The sequence below is a fragment of the Brevundimonas naejangsanensis genome (genome assembly GCF_003627995.1).
Classification (GTDB): Bacteria; Pseudomonadota; Alphaproteobacteria; order Caulobacterales; family Caulobacteraceae; genus Brevundimonas; species Brevundimonas naejangsanensis_B.
On record NZ_CP032707.1, the window covers coordinates 616,922 to 635,079 of the forward strand.

Sequence of the window (18,158 nt, forward strand, 5' to 3'; positions counted from 1 at the left end):
GTTCCACGACTGTCGCCATGATGGCTGCGGTCAAGGTCGTGGCGGAGAACCCGCGCCCCTGCGCCGTCGCGACGCCGTGCGCCGCGACGCCCGCGACCCTGCGCGGCCCGCAGACGATCACCGGCCTGGCCCCGGTCCTGGCGCTAGCCCTCGCCTGCCTGGCGGGCGCCGCCGAGGCCGAGGCTCAGACCCGATCCAACGTCCAGGCCAACATCCAGGCCGAACAGAGCCGCGTCATCCGCGACCAGTCGGTCATCCGCACCACCCCGCCGCCCGGCCGCTATGTGTCCGAGGCCGGACAGGCCTTCATCCTGGACCAGGCCGGATCGCTGACCCTGCTGCGCTTCGAGCGCTCGACCGAGACCTGGGCCCTGCGCCCGTCCTCGGCCCCGCGCGGCGACACCATCTATCGCAACGACGCCGGCGATCAGGTGCTGCGCGTCACCACCGGCGGCGGCATCACCGTCTATACGACGCGCACGCCCGGCGGCTCGCCGGTGTCCCTGGCCGGGCCGCCGGTCAGCCTGGAGCCGCCGTCCCTGGGGCCGGTGCAGATGTTCAACCTCATGACCCGGCGCAGCAGCCTGGTCAGCGAGGCCATGGGCCGCCTGGTGCGCATCAACGTCTTCGGAGAGGAATCCGAGGCCCTGTGCATCGAGGCCCTGATCGTCACCACCGACGCCGTGATCCGCATCGCCCGCTCGCCCAGCGCCCGCCCCTTCCTGGACCGGCTGCGCAGCATCACCATCGTCGAAGGCCCCCGCGCCTCGGTCAGCTATTCGGGCGGCGACCTGCGCGTCGTCGTCGACCCCAAGCGCGGCATCGCCGGCCGCCCGTCCTCGGCGCGCGTCATCCGCGCCGTCATCCCGCAGGACTAGGCCGGGACAAAGGGTCCGCCTTCCCCATCTGCCCTTTTGCGCGCGCAAGGCGTATGAGGGCTGCCATGCTCACCAATCAGAGGCTGATCGCACAGTGACCTCTTCCCTCACCGCCGTCTCCGCCGAGGACAAGGCCAAGACCCGCGCCATCGTCCCGGTGTCGATGAAGGGCTACGACGCCGACTTCCAGGCCTTCTCCGACGCCCTAGGCGCCTCCTTTTCCCGCTACGGCTTCGCGGTCATCGCCGATCACGGTCTGGATCAGGGGCTGATCGACGCCGCCGTGAACGACGCCAAGGCCTTCTTCGCCCTGCCCGAGGACGTGAAGCGCCAGTATCATCAGCCCGGCACCGGCGGCGCGCGCGGCCTGACCCCCTTCGGCGTCGAGGCCGCCAAGGGCGCCAAGGCCGTGGACCTGAAGGAGTTCTGGCACACGGGCCGCGAACTGCCGGAAGGCCACCCCTATCGGAAGTACATGCGCGACAACGTCTGGCCGACCGAGGTCGAAGGCTTCCGCCAGCACGTCTATGGCCTCTATGAGGGCCTGGACGAACTGGGCCGTCGGGTGCTGAAGGCCATCGCCCGCTACCTGAAGCTGGACGACGACTACTTCGAGGACAAGGTCCAGCTGGGCAACAGCGTGCTGCGCCTGCTGCACTATCCGCCGATCCCGGCCGACGCCGAGGGCGTGCGCGCGGGCGCCCACGAGGACATCAACGTCATCACCCTGCTGTTGGGCGCCGAAGAGGCCGGGCTGCAGCTGAAGGACTCCGACGGCGAGTGGCTGGACATCGCCCCGCCCGCCGGCGCCCTGGTGGTCAACATCGGCGACATGCTGCAGCGCCTGGTCAACCACGTCCTGCCGTCGACGACGCACCGCGTGGTCAACCCGGCCCCCGAGCGTCGCGGCTTCGCCCGCTATTCGACGCCCTTCTTCCTGCACTTCAACCCGGACTTCCCGATCGAGACCCTGCCGTCGACGATCACCCCGGACAACCCGGACCGCTATGCGGGCAAGACCATCCTGGCCGAGGACTTCCTGACCGAGCGCCTCAAGGAGATCCGCCTGATCTGATCGGGCGGCGGGCTTGAAATGACGAAGGGCCGGCGGAGCGATCCGCCGGCCCTTTTGCTTGGGGGGCGACGCCCCGCCTCAGCGCGCGATGCGCAGCCGGGTAATGTCGCGGCCGATGGCCTTGAAGGCCTCCCTCAGGTCGGTGCCGCTGTCGGCCTTGAAGAAGTGGGTGTCCTTGTTGGTGGCGCAGGTCTCCATCACCTCGATCGCCGTATCCACGCCGGAACCGCCGCGGTTGCTGCCGAGGCCGAAGCCGACCGTATAGACGACGATGTTCTGAGCCTTCATGCCCTCGCACATCTTCACGGACTGCTGGAAGGGGCTGCCGTTGGTCGCCGTGCAATAGATGCGGCTGGTCGAGGACCCGCCCGTATTGGCGGCCACGTCCTGGCAGTAGGGCGCGTTGAACTCGCCGTCCGTCATCAGGACCACGGCCTTGAGGGTCTCGGAGGTGTCATAGGGCGCCGGCCGGCCGTCGCCCGTGAAGATCGAACCGAAAGTGGGCGACACCAGATACCAGCCCCAGCCGATGCCGATCTGGCCGGCGGTGTTGCCGGACGCCTGGAGCGCGCCGATCCGGTTCTCCAGATCGCTGCGCACGCTGGTCAGGGGCAGGATGGGTTGCGAGTTGCAACCGGTCGAATAGACGCGGCCCACCGGCGCGGTGACCGGCGAGACGTCGGTGTAGGCCTCGGCGCCCGTTCGCTCGCTGACGCAGTTGGTGGCGGGCAGGATCGACATGGAGCCGGCGGAGTTCTTGAAGACGAAATACTCGCAGCCGCGCACGGTGCAGTAGGCCTGGCCCGAGTTGCCATAGGCGTCATAGTTCGGGCCGAAACGATCGATGACGAAGCGATCCACGTCCAGGATTTCGATCGGAACGAAGTTGCCGTTGATGTGCGGCACGCTGTTGGTGCGCCGCTTCAGGCCGGAGGTCCCGTCGATATAGACATAGTCGTTGTCCGTCAGGCCGTGCCTTGCGGAGGTCACGATCAGTTTGCAGTCCGCCCTGAGGCATTTCGCAAACGTGCCGCTGGAGCCGTTCTTCGAGTACGACCGGGTGTCGGAACCGTCCAGGCTGAAGGTCTTCGCGTCGACGACCGTGACGGTGTGCGCGTTGTCATTGATGTTGGTGGTGTTGGACACCCCCGCGATCGCCACCCGGTCCCCGGTCTTGAGGCCGTGGTTCGTCGACGTCGTCACCACGGCGGGCTTGGCCCGCGAGACAGACGAGACGCTGCCCGAACTGTCGAAATAGCGAACGTCGGTGATCCCGGTCGGGCGGCGCAGGTCGCCGCGCGCCGCCTTGGCCAGGGTTCCGGGCAAGGTGGTGCTGGCGTCCAGCTTCACCGCCCAGTCGTAGGGCGCCAGGGCCACGCGGGAATAGAAGGGCGTCTGCTGCTGCTGGACCACGATGTCGACCAGCTCCATCGCCGCCGCGCGCAGGTCGCTGATCCGCGTCCCGGCCATGGAGCCGGTGGTGTCCAGCACCATGGCCACCTCGACGTTGCGCGAGGCGCGCAGCACCTCGGAGCGGCTGCTGACCGGCAGGTAGTCGTCCAGCAGCTTGCCGTAGGGCGGCAGGACGATGTTGGCGACCAGCACCTTGACGTTCACCCGCGCGTCCCCGGTCACGCGGTTGTCGGCCAGGACGAAGCTGGCGGTGTCCTGGGAATCCTCGGCGAAATAGCCGGGCATATTGGCCTTGAGCGCCGCCAGACCGATCCGGTTGATGTTGACGTCGTCGGTGAAGGTCGAGCGCGCGGCGGCCAGGGCGGCCGCATCCAGCGCGTCCTGAAGGTTGGCCTTCACCTTGGAGGCCTGGTGGATGTCGATGCCGCCCAGGGTGATCATCACCAGCAGCGGCAGGGCCAGGCCGAACATCATCGCCACATTGCCCTCGGTCCGGCGCAGCAGGCGCGAGACCAGTCCCTTCAGGCGGGCGCTGACCGCCTCCTGAGCGTGTTTCAGTCGGTCCATCGCTATTGCAGCCCCGGCGTTCCGTGGCGCGGACGCACGGTCCGCAGTCGGCGACAGCATGGAGCGGCAGGGTTAAGGGAAGGCCCCACGCCCACGGTTAACGGGGCGTTTCCGTCCCGCCCTTCAGCGCCGGTCGACGCAGGCGTCCAGCCCCTGCTCGCGCACCGTGCCCATGGCGGCCTGGATGCGGGCGGCGCGGCGGCGGACATAGGGGCCGGAGTTGGCCGCCTTGTAGCGGCGCGGGCTGGGCAGGATGGCGGCCAGGCGGGCGGCCTCCCGCGCGGTCAGCTTGTCCGCGCCCTTGCCGAACCAGTGCTGCGAGGCGGCCTCGGCGCCATAGACGCCCGGCGCCCATTCGGCGACGTTCAGATACATCTCCATGATCCGCCGCTTGCCCCAGCCGACCTCGATCAGGACGGTGTAGCCGGCCTCCAGACCCTTGCGCACCCAGTCACGGCCGGGCCACAGGAAGACGTTCTTGGCGGTCTGCTGGCTGATGGTCGAACCGCCGCGCACCCGGCCCGAGCCGTTCTGCTCGGCCCGCTCGTTGGCCTCCAGCGCCTTCTGGATGGCCTCGACGTCGAAGCCGTGGTGCCGGCAGAAGCGCGCGTCCTCGGCGGCGATCACCGCCTCGACCAGGCGCGGCGAGATCTTGTCCAGCGAGCGCCAGCGATAGTCCATGCCGTGCCCGGCCGCCGCCTGCTTGACCATAAGGATGGTCGCCAGCGGCGGCAGGAAGCGATGCACCGCCACCCCGGCCAGGGGGAACAGAGCCAGGATCAGCAACAGGGTCAGGAACGGCCGCCGTCTGCGGCCCTTTGCGCGGGTCATGAGTCTATTGTGGCTCAGGACGATCGAGAAATCACGGCGACGCTTGGTGCTCTTCTTCTCCCTTCCCCCTCGATGGGGGAAGGGCGGGGATGGGGGCGGGTGCGCGAGGGTAAAGATGGGCGCGGGAGGCGCGGCGACATCTCCGCGCCTCGCCGGAAACGTCCTGCCCGCACCCCCACCCTGCCCTCCCCCATCGAGGGGGAGGGTTCAGGAACTAGAGCGAAACCACGCCCGCCTGGCCGTCCTCGTCGGCCCAGGCGATGCGGGCGGCGCCGTCGCTCATGGCCAGGGCGGTGATGGGCGCGCCCTTGTCCTGCTTGACGAACGACAGGCCGCGCCCGGCCGGGTCGGCCCACCAGACGCGCCCGTCCTCCAGCCCCGCCGCCAGACGGCCATGCTGGGGCGCGGCGGCGACCTGGGCGATCAGGGTCGTCTCGTCGAAGCCGATCTCGGTCGCCTCTCGCCCCATCGGCCCGTTCGAGCCGATGAAGGGCCACAGCACCACGCCCTGCGCGCCCGAGGTGGCCAGCAGCTGCCCCTTGGCCAGGAAGGCGAAGCTCTTGATCTTGGACGGGTAGCCGCCCATCCGCATGTTCTTCTGATCCTTCAGGCGCCAGCCGTGCAGTTGGTTGTCTTGCATCGAGGTGACGACATAGGCGCCGTCGGTCGAGAAGCCGACCGCCAGATGCGACCCGGCCCAGGCCAGCTTCGTCGGCTGCTGCTGCTCGATGCGGGCGTACCACAGCCAGGCGCCGCCATAGGTCGAGGCGGCGATGCGGCGGCCCTTGGGGTCGAAGGCCACGCCCGAGACGGTGCGCTCGTGCTGGAAGTCGCGGCGGAAGTGCGGGTCCTTGACGTCCAGCACGCTCAGGGTGCGGCCCGAGGAGAAGGCGATCAGGCCCGACTCGGCCGAGGCGGCCACGGCGTCGATCCATTGCCAATTGGTCTGGGCCAGCAGCACGGCCTCGCCCTCGCGGCTCCAGACCAGCTTGCCGTCGTCGCCGCCGGTGACGATCCCCTCGCCCGAGGGGTGGACGCAGGCGCACAGGACGGCGCCGTCATGGACCTCGCTGCGGGCGCCGCTCTCGAACCGCACCGAGCCGTCGCCCAGGGCGAAGATGGCGCCCGTCTTGTCGAACAGGGCGGCGGTGACCTGGGCGTCGAAGGAAAAGGTCGGCATGTCGGCTCGCGAAAGCAGGAAAGTCAGACGCGCCTCATAGAGCGAAATCGGCTCACATGCGAACGCATGTGAACTCAGATCTTCGCTCCAGCTTGTCGCGTCCCGCGTCGCGTCTGTCGCCGGTCGGGCCTATAGAGGCGGCCATGACCCTGCTGCTCATTCCCGGCTTCATGGCCGATGCGACCCTGTGGGACGCCATGACCGACGACCTGGCTCCGTTCGGGCCCCTGGCCGCCACAGACCTCAGCCGGGGCGAAGATATCGAGAGCATGGCGGCGGCCATCCTGGGCGAGGCGCCGGAGCGGTTCGTCGCCGTGGGCTTCTCCATGGGCGGCTATGTGGCGCGGGAGCTGGCGCGGATGGCGCCGGATCGGGTCGAGGCGCTGATCCTGATCGCGACCTCGGCGCGCGGGGATACGGAAGAGCTGATCCGCCAGCGCCGCTCGGCCCTGAAGGCGCCGCCCAAGGCCTTCAAGGGGTTGAGCCGCCCGGCCATCGTCTCGTCCCTGCACCCCGATCTGGCCGACGACGAGGCGATGATCGCGCGGGTGCGCGACATGGGATTGAGGCTGGGCGGCGAGGTGTTTCATCGCCAATCGGCGATGGCGCGGGCGGGCGATCTGGAGCGGCTGGGCGAGATTGTTCAGCCGACGCTGATCGTGGCGGCGGACGCAGATCGGCTGCGCAGCGCTGAAGAGGCGGAGGAGCTGCATCGCGGGATCGCAGGCTCGACGCTGGAGACGGTGACGCACAGCGGCCACATGATCCCGCTGGAACAACCGAAGGCGCTGGCGCGGGCGATGACGGAGTGGCTGAAGACCCTCTCCTGATGGGAGAGGGTGTTATTTGTGCGTCTCGAGCCAGCGCTTCGTCATCAGTTCGCCGGACGCGTAGGCCTCCTGAAGCTCGACGCTCCAGTAGTTGAGGGCCTCCAGCGGGATCGGCGCGCCCGAGACCGCGCAGCGGACGAAATCGCCGCCCTGCATGATTTCGAACTCGGGCGTGCCGTAGATCAGTCTGGCTTCGACCCGGCCCGTCATGCCGCGCAGGCCTCGAACCCGGCCTTGAGTTCAGCCTCGTTCAGGTCGCGGCCGATGAAGACGGCGCGGCTCCAGCGGCGTTCCTTGTCGCCCCAGGGCTTCTGCAAGTCGCCTTCCAGGATCATGTGCACGGCCTGGAAGACCAGGCGGCGATCCTCGCCGGCCACGTCGATGATGCCCTTGGCGCGCAGGATGTTCTGGCCCTGCTCGCCCAGCAAACGGTCGAGCCAGGCAGTGAATTTGGCGCCGTTCAGCGGGCGGTCCAGTGTCAGGGAAATGCCCTTGATGTCGTCCTCATGGGCGTGGCCGCGCGGGCCATGCGCATGATCGTGGTCATGGTCATGACCGCAATGCTCGTCGTGGGCATGGTCCTCGGCATGGTCATGCCCATGACCGCAGTGTTCGTCGTGGACGTGGCCCTCGGCGCCGTGGGGCGGGTTCACGAAGTCCGGCTTGACCTCAAGGATGCGGTCCAGATCGAAGGCGTGCAGGCCCAGCACCTGATCCAGCGGCACGTTCGAGCGCTCGGCGCGGACGATGGGGGCCAGCGGGTTCAGCGCGCGCAGGCGGGCCTCGACGGCGGCCAGCTGGGCCTCGTCCACCAGGTCGATCTTGTTCAGGATGATGCGGTCGGCGAAGGCGACCTGCTCGCGCGCCTCTTTCGAGTCGTCCAGGCGCGCCATGACATGTTTGGCGTCGACCAGGGCGGTGACGCTGTCCAGCTGGGTCTTGGCCTTGACCTCGTCGTCGACGAAGAAGGTCTGGGCCACCGGGCCGGGATCGGCCAGGCCGGTCGTCTCGACGATGATGGCGTCGAAGGCGGGCTTGCCGGGGCGCTGGCGCTTCATCAGGCCGTTGACCACGCGGATCAGGTCGCCGCGCACCGTGCAGCAGACGCAGCCGTTGTTCATCTCGAACACGTCTTCGTCGGCGCCGACCACCAGGTCGTTATCAATGCCGATCTCGCCGAACTCGTTGACGATGACGGCGTAGCGCTTGCCGTGGTCCTCGGTGAGGATCCGGTTCAAGAGGGTGGTCTTGCCGGCGCCGAGGTAGCCGGTGAGGACGGTGACAGGGGTCTTCTGGGTCATGGGCGCTAGATGGCGCGTCGAAGGCGGAAATGGAAGACGTTCGATGCCCTCTCCTCCCTATGAAATGGGGAGGTGGATCGGCGGCGCAGACGACGAGACGGAGGGGCTTCTTGGGTCCGCCGTCGCAGGGCCCCTCCACCGCTTCGCGGTCCCCCTCCCCATTGTATGGGGAGGAAAGCGCGCTCAGCAGCTCGGGCAATCGGGCAGGACGCCCGTCTCCAGCTGCAGGGTGGTGTGGCTGATGTCGAAGCGGCGGCGCGCCAGGCCTTGCGCCTCGGCCAGGAGGGCGTCGGCGTCGGGGCGGTCGTGGACGAGGTGGGCGGTCAGGGCGGCGTCGGTGGTCGACAGGCCCCAGACGTGCAGGTCGTGCACCGCCGTCACCCCCGGCAGGGCCAGCAGGGCGGCGCGGATCTCGTCCACGTCCAGGCCGTTGGGGGCGGCGTCCAGGGCCAGGTTCACCGAGTCCTTCAGCAGGCCCCAGGTCCCGGCCATGATGACGGCGACGATGACCAGGCTGACGGCCCCGTCGATCAGCGACCAGCCGGTGAACAGGATGACGGCGCCCGCGATCACCACGCCCAGGGACACCGCCGCGTCGGCCATCATGTGCAGATAGGCCCCGCGCACGTTCAGATCCTTGTGCTGGTCCTTCATGAACATCAGGGCCGTGCCCAGGTTGATGACGAAGCCGAGCCCCGCCACCGCCATGATGACGCCCGAGGCAACGGGCGCGGGCTCGGCCATGCGGCGCACCGCCTCGAAGGCGATGGCGCCGCAGGCGAAGATCAGCAGCAGGGCGTTGGCCAGGGCCGCCAGCACCGTCGCCTTGCCGTAGCCGTAGGTGCGCTTGGGCCCCGCCGCGCGCCGCGCCAGCCAGGCCGCGCCGCCGGCCATGGCCAGGCCCAGAACGTCCGACAGGTTGTGGCCGGCGTCGGCCATCAGGGCCGTGGAATCGGCCAGGACCCCCGCCGTGAACTCGCAGGCGACGAAGGCCAGGTTGACGATCAGGCCGACGGCGTAGCGCCAGTCGCCCGTGTCCGCGAGCCCGTGATGATGGTGGCCGCCCACTCCGTGAGAATGGCCGTGCGAATGCCCATGGCCATGGGAATGATCGTCGTGATCGTGAGCGTGATCGTGCGCCATGTCCCCTCCTCTAGGCCCGGCTTCGCGGCGCGGTCAACGCCTGAAGACCACAAGTCATTGAATGTAAATATATAACCTATCAGTGCATCAATGCTGATGGCTCATCACCAGGAAGCCGATCAGGATCAGGGCGGCCCCCAGGATGGCGCCTTCATAGCGCGCCCAGCGCTCCAGCCGCAGGATGGAGTAGCCCGCCGTGGCCAGGGCGGCCAGCAGGGTCATGCCCAGCACCGTCCCCGCCGTGAAGGCCAGGGTCAGCAGGCCCAGGGCCCAGACGCCCTCGGTCGCCGACGACAGATAGATGGGCAGCAGCACCTCGCCCGGCGTCACCGCCATCATCAGCACCAGGCCCCAGAAGGCCGCCTGGTCCGACACGGCGGGCTCGGCCGCCTCGGCCGCCGGGCCGCCCGCCGTGGCCGGACGCTTCAGCGAGGCGCGGGCCAGGTAGAAGGCGCCGAACAGGAACAGCAGGGCCGCCGACAGGTGCGGCAGCAGCCCCTCGACCCAGCGGTTCAGCGCCAGGCCCGCCGCCACGATCAGGGAGCCGACCACGGCCGTCGACAATATATGGGCCAGCCCCGCCGTCACCACGGCCGTCATGACGCGCGCCACGCTCCAGCGCTGGGCGCGGCCGACCAGGACGAAGGGCAGCCAGTGGGTCGGCAGGGCCGCGTGCAGGAAGGCCGCGACGAAGCCGCCGCCCAGAAGCGACAGCAGCACCGGCTCGGCGAGATCGGGAGAGGACATGGCCGCCCTCTTAAAATGTTACTTTGTAACGGTCGAGAAGAATCGGCGAAGAATCTTCAGCTGCAACGCTCCCGTCACGTCGGCCCGCTGCGGGAGACCCGGCTTGCTTCGCGCGGGCAATCGGGCCACAGAGTTCCTCAGGAACCGGTTTCATGCGGGTTTTGGCCCGGCTGGCGTCCGTTTCACGTTGACTCTTCCGTGACCATCCGTATATGTCGCCGCTCTTCGCCCGCAGGGTCTCCTGGCGGGCGCATCCATTTTTGCGTTCACGCTGAGGCTTCCTAATGTACGCGGTGATCAAGACCGGCGGAAAGCAGTACCGGGTTCAACCGGGCGATGTGATTGTTGTCGAGAAGATCGACGGCGACGCTGGCGCTGCCGTCAATTTCGGTGAAGTCCTCATGCTGGGCGGCGACAAGGGTGTTACGGTCGGCGCTCCGCTGGTCGACGGCGCCGCTGTCGCAGCCACGCTGATCGAGACCCGCAAGGGCGAGAAGATCAAGATCTTCAAGAAGATCCGTCGTCAGGGCTATCGCCGCACGAACGGCCATCGCCAGATGGAATCGGTCCTGCGCATCACCGGCATCGAAGGCGCTGGCGAGAAGGCCAAGTGGGACGGCAAGGTCGAGCTGATCACCAAGGCGGAAATCAACGCCCGCGCCCGTGGCCTGGCCCCGCGCGTCGAGGCTGTCGAAGCCGAGGCTCCGAAGGCCAAGAAGGCCCCCGCCAAGAAGGCCGCCAAGGCCGAAGGCGCCGAAGCCTAAGATTTTCACCGGCGCTGGATCAGCGCCTAGCAGGACAGATGGCGCGCTCAAGCAGCCCGAACGGGCGGTAGCGCACCAAGGAAGAGGAGCAGCAAGATGGCTCACAAGAAATCCGGCGGTTCGTCGCGCAACGGTCGCGACTCTGAGTCGAAGCGCCTTGGCGTGAAGAAGTTCGGCGGCGAGCAGGTGCTGGCCGGCAACATCCTCGTGCGTCAGCGCGGCACCAAGTTCCACCCGGGCGCCAACGTCGGCCTGGGCCGCGACCACACCCTGTTCGCCACGGCGACCGGCGCGGTGCAGTTCACCACCAAACGCGGTGGCCGTTGTTACGTGTCGATTCTCCCGGCCAACGACGACGCCCAGGCGATGGCCGCCGAGTAACGCGAAGCCAGGACAGTATTTCCCCGGATCGCGTTGCTCTCGACAGCAGCCGATCCGGACCAAGGGAAAATTTTCCGCGGGGAGTCTGGATCACCAGGCTCCCCGTTTTCGTTTCCCCGCCTCGACGCCGCCCGAGCCCTCCAAGGAGGCGGCGCAGAAGACATCGAGGCCGAACCATGTGCGTGATCGAAACCTCCCCCGTCGTCGAGACGCGGCGTCTGCTGCTGCGCGCCCCGGGCGCCCAAGACGTGACGCGGATCGCCGCCCTGGCCAACGACCCCGACATCGCCCGCATGACCAAGCGGATGCCCCACCCCTTCCGCGTCGACGACGCCGAGGACTTCGTCCTGCACGTCGCGTCCCAGGACCCGAAGCGGGCCAACACCTTCCTGATCGAGCACGAGGACCACGGCCCGGTCGGGGTGGTCGGCCTGTTCCAGGACGCCGACGCCGTGCCCGAGACGGGCTATTGGATCGGGCGGGAGTTCTGGGGCCGAGGCTACGCCACCGAAGCGCTGCAGGGCGCCCTAGCCTGGGCGTCGAGCCGGTGGAAGCGCCGCGCCCTGGTGGCCGGCCACTTCGCCGACAACCCCGCCTCGGGCCGGGTGCTGGAGAAGGCGGGCTTCCTGTACACCGGCGAAACCCGCCGCGCCTTCAGCCGCGCGCGGGGCGAGATCGCCGACACCCGCATGATGGTCTGGCTGGCCTGAGATCGACAGGGCGAAGGCCGTCCCGCCCGCGCGGGGCGGCCTCAGCGCTGCACGGGGCGATCTCAGCGCTGCGCGGCCAGGGTGTAGAACAGCCCCGCCGCCGACAGGGCCATGACGCCGAACGTCAGCCAGACGAACAGGCGCGACCACGGCCCGCCGCGCGCCGCGCCCAGGATGTCGGACCGGCTGTTGATCCGCGCCACCACGAACAGCAGGGGCACGGCCGCGATCCCGTTGAAGACCGCCGTGAACACCAACGCCTTCATCGGATTGATGCCGACGAAGTTCAGGCCCAGGCCGATCAGGGTCGAGACGGCGATCACCCCGTAGAAGCCGCGCGCGTCGCCCAGGCGGTTGGACAGCCCCTCCTTCCACCCTAGGGCCTCGGACAGGGCGTAGGCGGCAGACCCCGCCAGCACCGGAATCGCCAGCAGCCCCAGGCCGATCACCCCCGCCGCGAAGATGAGCTTGGCCGCCTGTCCGGCGTTGGGGAAGGACTGGACCAGGGGCTCGAGCGCGCGGGCGGCGTCGGCGGCGGTCTGGATGTCGTTGACCCCGTTCCGGAACAGCACCGAGGCCGTGGTCATGATGATGAACCACTGCACCAGTTCAGCCGCCACCATGCCGAGGGTCACGTCCAGCCGCATGTCCGCCAGATAGCCCTCCGGCAGGCGCGGCCGCCCCGCCTCGTCGGACGGCACGCCGTGGTCCAGTTCCTCCTCCACCTCCTGGGAGGCCTGCCAGAAGAACATATAGGGCGAGATGGAGGTGCCGAAGACGCCGGTGATGATGAAGAGGAAGGACGCCGTGAACTCGATGTGCGGCACGAAGGTCGCATACAGGATCTCGGGCCAGGGCTGATCGATGATCAGGGCCGTGGCCGGATAGGCCAGCAGGGCCAGGGCCAGCCATTTGAGGAATTTGGCGTAGATCCGGTAGCTGACGAAAACCTCGAGCAGCAGCACCGCCAGCGCCGTCGCCACGGCCAGCAGCCAGACGGGAAGATCGACGACCAGGGCCGCCGCCTCGGCCACCGCCCCGATGTCGGCGCCGATGTTGATCGTGTTGGCCGCCACCACCAGCAGCACGGTCACGATCACGACCGAGCGCGAATAGTGCTGCTTGATGACCCCGGCCAGCCCCTGCCCCGTCACGGCCCCGATGCGGGCGCAGGCCTCCTGCACCGCCAGCAGCAGGGGGATCTGGTAGAGGGCGGTCCATAGCTGGCCGTAGCCGAACTGGGCGCCGGTCTGGGAATAGGTGGCGATTCCGGACGGGTCGTCGTCGGCCGCCCCGGTGACCAAGCCCGGTCCCAGCACCTTGAAGACCCGCAGCCAGTCGCGGCGGCGCGCCGGGGCGGCGGCCTCGGCCTCGGCTTCCTGGGTCGGGCGCGGCGGGTCGGACAATCGATCACCGGCTGGGTCGCAGGGGACCATCCCCGCCGCGAGCTTACGCCCCGACCGCCGGAATGGAAGCGCCCGCGCCGTCGAGACCCGAGTCCGCCGAGCGACGCTATGCGGTCGACAGCCTTCGACGCCTCTTAAGACGCGGAAAGCGGAGGATATTTCCCAGCTTCAGCAGTTTTTTCGCAAAAGGGAAAAAAGCCTGTTGACCGCCCCCGGGGTCCCCCCTATTAGTCCGCGCCTCGGCGGGGCGACCCACCGGGCCCAGGTGGCGGAATTGGTAGACGCGCTGGCTTCAGGTGCCAGTGGCTTAACGGCCGTGGAGGTTCGAGTCCTCTCCTGGGCACCATTTCTCAGACGGCGCTGTATCCGATCGGATGCGGCGCCGTTTGTCATTTCGGCCCTCTCTTCTTCCTTCCCTGCGGCCGCGACGGCGAAGGTCGAACCTAGCGATAGCGCGTGGTTCGTCTATGTTACGGCCTGACCGACTAATGAGTTTCTGCGCATGACCGTTTACTTCCACGAAGGCGACCTGCCCGACGACCTCGACCTGGGGCCGGAGGTGGCGATCGATTCCGAGACGATGGGCCTGCGCTTCCGCCGCGATCCGCTGTGCGTGGTGCAGCTGTCGTCCGGCGACGGCAACGCCCACGTCGTGCGCCTGAACCGCCCGGCCTACGACTGCCCCAACCTGAAGCGGCTGCTGGCCGATCCGAAGGTGCTCAAGCTGTTCCACTTCGGCCGCTTCGACATCGCCATGTTCCAGCTGCACCTCGGGGTCGAGGTCGCGCCGGTCTATTGCACCAAGATCGCCTCCAAGCTGGCGCGCACCTACACCGACCGTCACGGGCTGAAGGACGTGGCCAAGGAGTTGGCCGGGGTCGACATGTCCAAGGCGCAGCAGAGCTCGGACTGGGGCTCGGCCGAGCTGAGCCAGGCCCAGCTGGACTACGCCGCTTCGGACGTCCTCTATCTGCACGCCATCAAGGAGCGGCTGAACGAAATGCTGGTCCGCGAGGGCCGCATGGAGTTGGCTCAGGCCTGCTTCGACTTCCTGCCCGTGCGTTCGCGTCTCGACCTGGCCGGTTGGGACGAGATCGACATCTTCGCCCACGCCTGAGGAGGACCATGGCCGACCGCGACGCCCAGGACGCGCAAAAACGCGCCGACGAGGCCCGGGTCGCCCAGGCCGGGGCGCGCTGGCGCGCGCGGTCCCAGCGGGTCCGGCTGTATCGGCGCGTCCTGCCCATCGTCATCCTGATGCTGGCGGGCGGGGCCCTGACCTGGACCGTGTTCCGCACCGTCATGTCGGGGGTCGAACGCAAGGCCAGCGAGAGCCGCGAGATCCGCCTCGACAACCCCATGTTCCACGGCCAGGACGCCCAAGGCCGCTCCTTCGTCATCGGGGCGAAGGGGGCGGTGCGCGATCCGCAGACCGGCTATTTCCGCCTGGTGGGGCCCTTGCTGCGGCTGAACCTGGGCGGGCGCAAGACGACCGAACTGAGCGCCGACGGCGGCACCTATGTCGAGACCGAGCGCAAGGTGGTCATCGGTCCGAACGTGAAGATCTCCGACGGCGGCTCGGGCTGGCAGCTGACCACGCCCGAGGCCGTGGTCGACACCGAGACGGGCGTCGTGACCGGCGACAAGGGGGTCCAGGGCCACGGCCCCCTTGGAAGCATCGATGCTTCGTCTTATGCGATCTATGATCAGGGCCAGAGGGTCGTCTTCCACGGCCAGGGCGAAAACAAGGTGCGCGGGACCATCAATCCCGCCGGATCCGGCAGGTGAACATGTCCAAGTCCAAGCTGATGATCGCGGGGGCCGCCCTGCTGGCGGCCCTGGCCCTCCCGGTCGCCTCGGGGGCCCAGAATCGTCTCGACGCCAGCCGCCAGCCGGTCCAGTACGGCGCCGACGCCGGGGAATACACGCCCGACGGCTTCTCGCTGCGCGGCCGGGCGGAAGTGACGCAAGGCTCCAACCGGCTGCGGGCCGGCGCCATTCGCGGCTTCACCACGAACGGCGACCTGACCCGGATCGAGGCGACCGGCGACGTCTATTTCGTGACCCCGGACCAGAGCATGCGCGGCGACCGCGCCGTCTATACGCTGAACGACGGCAACGTCGTGGTGACCGGGGACGTCATCCTGACCCAGGGCAAGAGCGTCCTGACCGGCAGCCGCCTGGTCTATAACGTCCGCACCGAGACGGCCCGCATCGAGGGCGGCGGCGCCAATGGCCGCGTCCAGGGCGTCTTCTATCCGCAAGGGAACTGAGCCCGCGTGGCGCGCAAGGAACTCTCCGCCCTGAACCGGGACGCCCCGGCCCCCGAGGCCGCGTCGGCGACCGAGGACGCGCATCCCACGGGCCTGCGCGTCGACCACATCGCCCGCAGCTTCGGCCAGCGCCAGGTGGTGCGCGACGTCTCCCTGAACGTCCAGCGCGGCGAGGTCTGCGGCCTTTTGGGCCCCAACGGGGCGGGCAAGACCACCTGCTTCTACATGATCACCGGCCTGATCCCCGCCGACCGGGGCTCGATCTGGCTGGACAACGAGGACATCACCCAGCAGCCCATGTACCAGCGCGCGCGCATGGGCCTGGGCTATCTGGCGCAGGAAGCCTCCATCTTCCGCGGCATGACGGTCGAGCAGAACATCAAGGCCGTGGTCGAACTGCACGAGAAGACCGCCGCCGGGGTGCGCGACGAGACCAGCCGCCTGCTGGAGGAGCTGCGCATCGACCACCTGCGCCATGCCCCGGCCACCGGCCTGTCGGGCGGCGAGCGGCGCCGCGTCGAGATCGCCCGCGCCCTGGCCGCGCGCCCCAGTTTCATGCTGCTGGACGAACCCTTCGCCGGCATCGACCCCCTGGCCATCGCCGACATCCGCCAACTGATCCGCTATCTGTCGGGCCAGGGCATCGGCGTGCTGATCACCGACCACAACGTGCGCGAGACGCTGGACATCATCGACCGCGTCTCGATCATCTCGGCCGGTTCGGTCCTGTTCGAGGGCACGGCCGACGAAGCCGTCGCCGACGCCGAGGTGCGCCGCGTCTATCTGGGCGAGATGTACGGCTGAGGCCCAGTGGCGGGTAAGGGACGCCCCCTTCCCCCTCAATGGGGGAAGGGTCGGGGATGGGGGTGAAGGCGCGTCGTCGGCCGCTAGAGCACGGGAGACGAGCGTCTCAGGCGCTCCATCTTCTCGGTCCTGCCCACACCCCCTCCCAACCCTCCCCCATCGAGGGGGAGGGCCTTGAAGAGCGATGCTCGTCACTGCGGAACGCCCGTTCGCCTCGCGTTAACGGCTGGCGGTCCAAGGTCTCAGCAAGAAGCGGGCCAAACGTCCGCCGTGGGGCTGAAGGACGTGATCGGGCAAAGGCTGGAGGTCAGACAGGGGCAGGGGCTGGTCATCACGCCCCAGCTGCAGCAGGCGATCAAGCTGCTGCAACTGTCGAACCTCGAGCTCGAGGCCTTCGTCGAAGGGGAGCTGGAGCGCAATCCCCTGCTGCAGCGCGACGAGGGCGAGCCGGGGCCTGAGGCCGCCCCCGAGGCCGCCAACGACACCTTCCCCGCTGCCGACATGAGCAACGCCGACGACGGCGAGCTGCGCTTCGTCGAGGGTTCGGACGCCCACGCCCAGAGCCTGGACGCGCGCGCCGACGACCTCTACGGCGACGCCGCCCCCGGCGAGCGCGTCAGCGACCGCCAGGACGAACAGGCGACCGACCAGCCCGGCCTCTCGGACTGGTCCCGCGCGGGATCGGGCGGCCTGGCCGACGGCGAGGAGCGCGAGCGCCCCGATCACCGCGAAGAGACCCTGTGGGAGCATCTTCAGGCCCAGGCCTCCTCGGCCGGGTTCGGGCCCGCCGACCACGCCATCGCCCTGACCCTGATCGACGCCACGGACGAGGGCGGCTATCTGCGCGCCGACCTGGGCGAGATCGCCGAGCGGCTGGGCGTCGACGAGGCGCGCATCGAAGCGGTCCTGGCCGTCTGCCACGGCTTCGAGCCGACCGGCGTCATGGCCCGCTCGGCGCCCGAATGCCTCAAGCTGCAGCTGATCGAGCGCAACCGCTTCGACCCGGCGATGGACGCCCTGCTGGACAATCTGGAGCTGCTGGCGCGGCGCGACCTGGCGGCCCTGCGCAAGGTCTGCGGCGTCGACGCCGAAGACCTGGCCGAGATGATCGCCGAGCTGAAGGCCCTGACGCCCCGACCCGGCGCCGGCTTCGGCGGCGAACCGGCCCAGACGGTCGTGCCCGACGTCCATGTGCGCCCCGACCCGGCCGGCGGCTGGCGGGTCGAGCTGAACGCCGACACCCTGCCCCGCCTGCTGGTCGACAAGCGCTATCACGCCGTGGTGGCCGCCGGCGCCCGCTCGGAGACGGAGAAGACCTTCGTCGCCGACTGCGCCGCCCAGGCCAGCTGGCTGGTCAAGTCGCTGGACCAGCGCGCCCGCACCATCATGAAGGTGGCCTCGGAGATCGTGCGCCAGCAGGACGCCTTCCTGGCCTTCGGGGTCGAGTTCCTGCGGCCCCTGACGCTGAAGACGGTGGCCGAGGCGATCGAGATGCACGAATCGACGGTCAGCCGCGTGACCTCGAACAAATACATCGCCACCCCGCGCGGGGTGTTCGAGCTGAAATTCTTCTTCACCGCCGCCATCCAGTCCAGCGACGGCGGCGCCGCCCACTCGGCCGAGGCCGTGCGCCAGAGGATCAAGACGCTGATCGACGCCGAGGGTGGCGACGGCGACGTGCTGAGCGACGACCGCATCGTCGAGATCCTCAATGAGGCGGGAATCGACATCGCCCGGCGCACCGTGGCGAAATATCGCGAGGCCCTGCGAATTCCCTCGTCTATCCAGCGCCGTCGCCTGCTGCGGGCCGGCTGACGCCGCGGCCAAGCGTCACCACAAATCGGTGATCGCCATT

Annotated in this window: 19 protein-coding genes and 1 tRNA gene; 12 read left to right on the forward strand and 8 right to left on the reverse strand. The window is 68.8% G+C overall.

What is annotated here, in order from left to right:
- Window positions 1-17 precede the first annotated feature (17 nt).
- Both D8I30_RS02890 and D8I30_RS02895 read left to right on the forward strand, forming a co-directional pair.
- Window positions 18-878, forward strand: a complete 861-nt coding sequence (locus D8I30_RS02890; RefSeq protein ID WP_121481405.1) for a DUF4908 domain-containing protein — start codon at window positions 18-20, stop codon at window positions 876-878.
- Window positions 879-1,041: 163 nt separating this feature from the next.
- Complete coding sequence (locus D8I30_RS02895) at window positions 1,042-1,953, forward strand: isopenicillin N synthase family dioxygenase (protein ID WP_240387365.1); 912 nt, start codon at window positions 1,042-1,044, stop codon at window positions 1,951-1,953.
- 78 nt (window positions 1,954-2,031) lie between these two features.
- Here D8I30_RS02895 and D8I30_RS02900 read toward each other — a convergent pair whose 3' ends face one another.
- The 3 genes from D8I30_RS02900 to D8I30_RS02910 form a co-directional block, all read right to left on the reverse strand.
- Window positions 2,032-3,933, reverse strand: a complete 1,902-nt coding sequence (locus D8I30_RS02900; RefSeq protein WP_121481407.1) for a TadE/TadG family type IV pilus assembly protein — start codon at window positions 3,931-3,933, stop codon at window positions 2,032-2,034.
- A gap of 123 nt (window positions 3,934-4,056) precedes the next feature.
- Window positions 4,057-4,764 (reverse strand): monofunctional biosynthetic peptidoglycan transglycosylase, encoded by a 708-nt coding sequence (gene mtgA, locus D8I30_RS02905; RefSeq protein WP_121481408.1) that lies wholly within the window; start codon window positions 4,762-4,764, stop codon window positions 4,057-4,059.
- A gap of 214 nt (window positions 4,765-4,978) precedes the next feature.
- Window positions 4,979-5,944 carry a WD40 repeat domain-containing protein gene (locus D8I30_RS02910; RefSeq protein WP_121481409.1) on the reverse strand — a complete coding sequence of 322 codons (966 nt, stop codon included), beginning with the start codon at window positions 5,942-5,944 and terminating at the stop codon, window positions 4,979-4,981.
- Window positions 5,945-6,087: 143 nt separating this feature from the next.
- On the opposite strand from D8I30_RS02910, the gene D8I30_RS02915 reads away from it, so the two are divergent.
- Window positions 6,088-6,774: an alpha/beta fold hydrolase gene (locus D8I30_RS02915; protein WP_121481410.1), complete on the forward strand. Its 687-nt coding sequence runs from the start codon at window positions 6,088-6,090 to the stop codon at window positions 6,772-6,774.
- A 12-nt stretch (window positions 6,775-6,786) separates the two neighbouring features.
- On the opposite strand, the gene D8I30_RS02920 is transcribed toward D8I30_RS02915, so the two are convergent.
- From D8I30_RS02920 to D8I30_RS02935, 4 genes are all read right to left on the reverse strand, one after another.
- The gene (locus tag D8I30_RS02920) at window positions 6,787-6,984 is read right to left on the reverse strand and encodes a DUF2093 domain-containing protein (RefSeq protein WP_121481411.1); all 198 of its coding nucleotides are present in this window, start codon (window positions 6,982-6,984) and stop codon (window positions 6,787-6,789) included.
- Window positions 6,981-8,075, reverse strand: a complete 1,095-nt coding sequence (locus D8I30_RS02925) for a CobW family GTP-binding protein (RefSeq protein WP_121481412.1) — start codon at window positions 8,073-8,075, stop codon at window positions 6,981-6,983. The genes D8I30_RS02920 and D8I30_RS02925 overlap by 4 nt, the downstream gene beginning before the upstream one ends.
- 183 nt (window positions 8,076-8,258) lie before the next feature.
- The gene (locus D8I30_RS02930) at window positions 8,259-9,218 is read right to left on the reverse strand and encodes a cation diffusion facilitator family transporter (RefSeq protein WP_121481413.1); all 960 of its coding nucleotides are present in this window, start codon (window positions 9,216-9,218) and stop codon (window positions 8,259-8,261) included.
- Window positions 9,219-9,305: 87 nt separating this feature from the next.
- The gene (locus D8I30_RS02935) at window positions 9,306-9,965 is read right to left on the reverse strand and encodes a hypothetical protein (protein WP_121481414.1); all 660 of its coding nucleotides are present in this window, start codon (window positions 9,963-9,965) and stop codon (window positions 9,306-9,308) included.
- 284 nt (window positions 9,966-10,249) lie between these two features.
- Here D8I30_RS02935 and rplU point away from each other — a divergent pair, with 284 nt between their 5' ends.
- The 3 genes from rplU (at window position 10,250) to D8I30_RS02950 (ending at window position 11,820) form a co-directional block, all read left to right on the forward strand.
- Complete coding sequence (rplU, locus tag D8I30_RS02940) at window positions 10,250-10,729, forward strand: 50S ribosomal protein L21 (protein ID WP_121481415.1); 480 nt, start codon at window positions 10,250-10,252, stop codon at window positions 10,727-10,729.
- Between the two features lie 96 nt (window positions 10,730-10,825).
- Window positions 10,826-11,110, forward strand: a complete 285-nt coding sequence (rpmA, locus tag D8I30_RS02945) for a 50S ribosomal protein L27 (RefSeq protein WP_121481416.1) — start codon at window positions 10,826-10,828, stop codon at window positions 11,108-11,110.
- Window positions 11,111-11,286: 176 nt separating this feature from the next.
- Window positions 11,287-11,820 carry a GNAT family N-acetyltransferase gene (locus D8I30_RS02950; RefSeq protein WP_121481417.1) on the forward strand — a complete coding sequence of 178 codons (534 nt, stop codon included), beginning with the start codon at window positions 11,287-11,289 and terminating at the stop codon, window positions 11,818-11,820.
- 62 nt (window positions 11,821-11,882) lie between these two features.
- Here D8I30_RS02950 and D8I30_RS02955 read toward each other — a convergent pair whose 3' ends face one another.
- Window positions 11,883-13,226, reverse strand: coding sequence for an NRAMP family divalent metal transporter (locus tag D8I30_RS02955; protein WP_205570740.1), 1,344 nt, complete (start codon window positions 13,224-13,226; stop codon window positions 11,883-11,885).
- 259 nt (window positions 13,227-13,485) lie between these two features.
- On the opposite strand from D8I30_RS02955, the gene D8I30_RS02960 reads away from it, so the two are divergent.
- The 6 genes from D8I30_RS02960 (at window position 13,486) to rpoN (ending at window position 18,118) form a co-directional block, all read left to right on the forward strand.
- Window positions 13,486-13,572, forward strand: a tRNA-Leu gene (locus D8I30_RS02960).
- Between the two features lie 156 nt (window positions 13,573-13,728).
- Window positions 13,729-14,343, forward strand: coding sequence for a ribonuclease D (locus D8I30_RS02965; protein WP_121481419.1), 615 nt, complete (start codon window positions 13,729-13,731; stop codon window positions 14,341-14,343).
- Window positions 14,344-14,351: 8 nt separating this feature from the next.
- On the forward strand, window positions 14,352-15,014 hold the full coding sequence (lptC, locus tag D8I30_RS02970) for an LPS export ABC transporter periplasmic protein LptC (protein WP_121481420.1): 663 nt from the start codon (window positions 14,352-14,354) through the stop codon (window positions 15,012-15,014).
- 2 nt (window positions 15,015-15,016) lie between these two features.
- A complete protein-coding gene (locus D8I30_RS02975; RefSeq protein WP_240387300.1) occupies window positions 15,017-15,499 on the forward strand; it encodes an LptA/OstA family protein in 483 nt (160 codons plus the stop codon).
- Window positions 15,500-15,505: 6 nt separating this feature from the next.
- Entirely contained in the window at window positions 15,506-16,303 is a 798-nt protein-coding gene (gene lptB / locus D8I30_RS02980; RefSeq protein ID WP_121481422.1) for an LPS export ABC transporter ATP-binding protein, read from the forward strand.
- A 285-nt stretch (window positions 16,304-16,588) separates the two neighbouring features.
- Window positions 16,589-18,118, forward strand: a complete 1,530-nt coding sequence (gene rpoN / locus D8I30_RS02985) for an RNA polymerase factor sigma-54 (RefSeq protein WP_121483360.1) — start codon at window positions 16,589-16,591, stop codon at window positions 18,116-18,118.
- Window positions 18,119-18,158 lie beyond the last annotated feature (40 nt).

Excerpts from the sequence above, each read along its gene's own strand:
- D8I30_RS02890 (WP_121481405.1), top strand. The coding sequence starts at position 18 with ATGATGGCTGCGGTCAAGGTCGTGGCGGAGAACCCGCGCCCCTGCGCC.
- D8I30_RS02895 (WP_240387365.1), top strand. The coding sequence starts at position 1,042 with ATGAAGGGCTACGACGCCGACTTCCAGGCCTTCTCCGACGCCCTAGGC.
- D8I30_RS02900 (WP_121481407.1), bottom strand. The coding sequence starts at position 3,933 with ATGGACCGACTGAAACACGCTCAGGAGGCGGTCAGCGCCCGCCTGAAG.
- mtgA (WP_121481408.1), bottom strand. The coding sequence starts at position 4,764 with ATGACCCGCGCAAAGGGCCGCAGACGGCGGCCGTTCCTGACCCTGTTG.
- D8I30_RS02910 (WP_121481409.1), bottom strand. The coding sequence starts at position 5,944 with ATGCCGACCTTTTCCTTCGACGCCCAGGTCACCGCCGCCCTGTTCGAC.
- D8I30_RS02915 (WP_121481410.1), top strand. The coding sequence starts at position 6,088 with ATGACCCTGCTGCTCATTCCCGGCTTCATGGCCGATGCGACCCTGTGG.
- D8I30_RS02920 (WP_121481411.1), bottom strand. The coding sequence starts at position 6,984 with ATGACGGGCCGGGTCGAAGCCAGACTGATCTACGGCACGCCCGAGTTC.
- D8I30_RS02925 (WP_121481412.1), bottom strand. The coding sequence starts at position 8,075 with ATGACCCAGAAGACCCCTGTCACCGTCCTCACCGGCTACCTCGGCGCC.
- D8I30_RS02930 (WP_121481413.1), bottom strand. The coding sequence starts at position 9,218 with ATGGCGCACGATCACGCTCACGATCACGACGATCATTCCCATGGCCAT.
- D8I30_RS02935 (WP_121481414.1), bottom strand. The coding sequence starts at position 9,965 with ATGTCCTCTCCCGATCTCGCCGAGCCGGTGCTGCTGTCGCTTCTGGGC.
- rplU (WP_121481415.1), top strand. The coding sequence starts at position 10,250 with ATGTACGCGGTGATCAAGACCGGCGGAAAGCAGTACCGGGTTCAACCG.
- rpmA (WP_121481416.1), top strand. The coding sequence starts at position 10,826 with ATGGCTCACAAGAAATCCGGCGGTTCGTCGCGCAACGGTCGCGACTCT.
- D8I30_RS02950 (WP_121481417.1), top strand. The coding sequence starts at position 11,287 with ATGTGCGTGATCGAAACCTCCCCCGTCGTCGAGACGCGGCGTCTGCTG.
- D8I30_RS02965 (WP_121481419.1), top strand. The coding sequence starts at position 13,729 with ATGACCGTTTACTTCCACGAAGGCGACCTGCCCGACGACCTCGACCTG.
- lptC (WP_121481420.1), top strand. The coding sequence starts at position 14,352 with ATGGCCGACCGCGACGCCCAGGACGCGCAAAAACGCGCCGACGAGGCC.
- D8I30_RS02975 (WP_240387300.1), top strand. The coding sequence starts at position 15,017 with ATGTCCAAGTCCAAGCTGATGATCGCGGGGGCCGCCCTGCTGGCGGCC.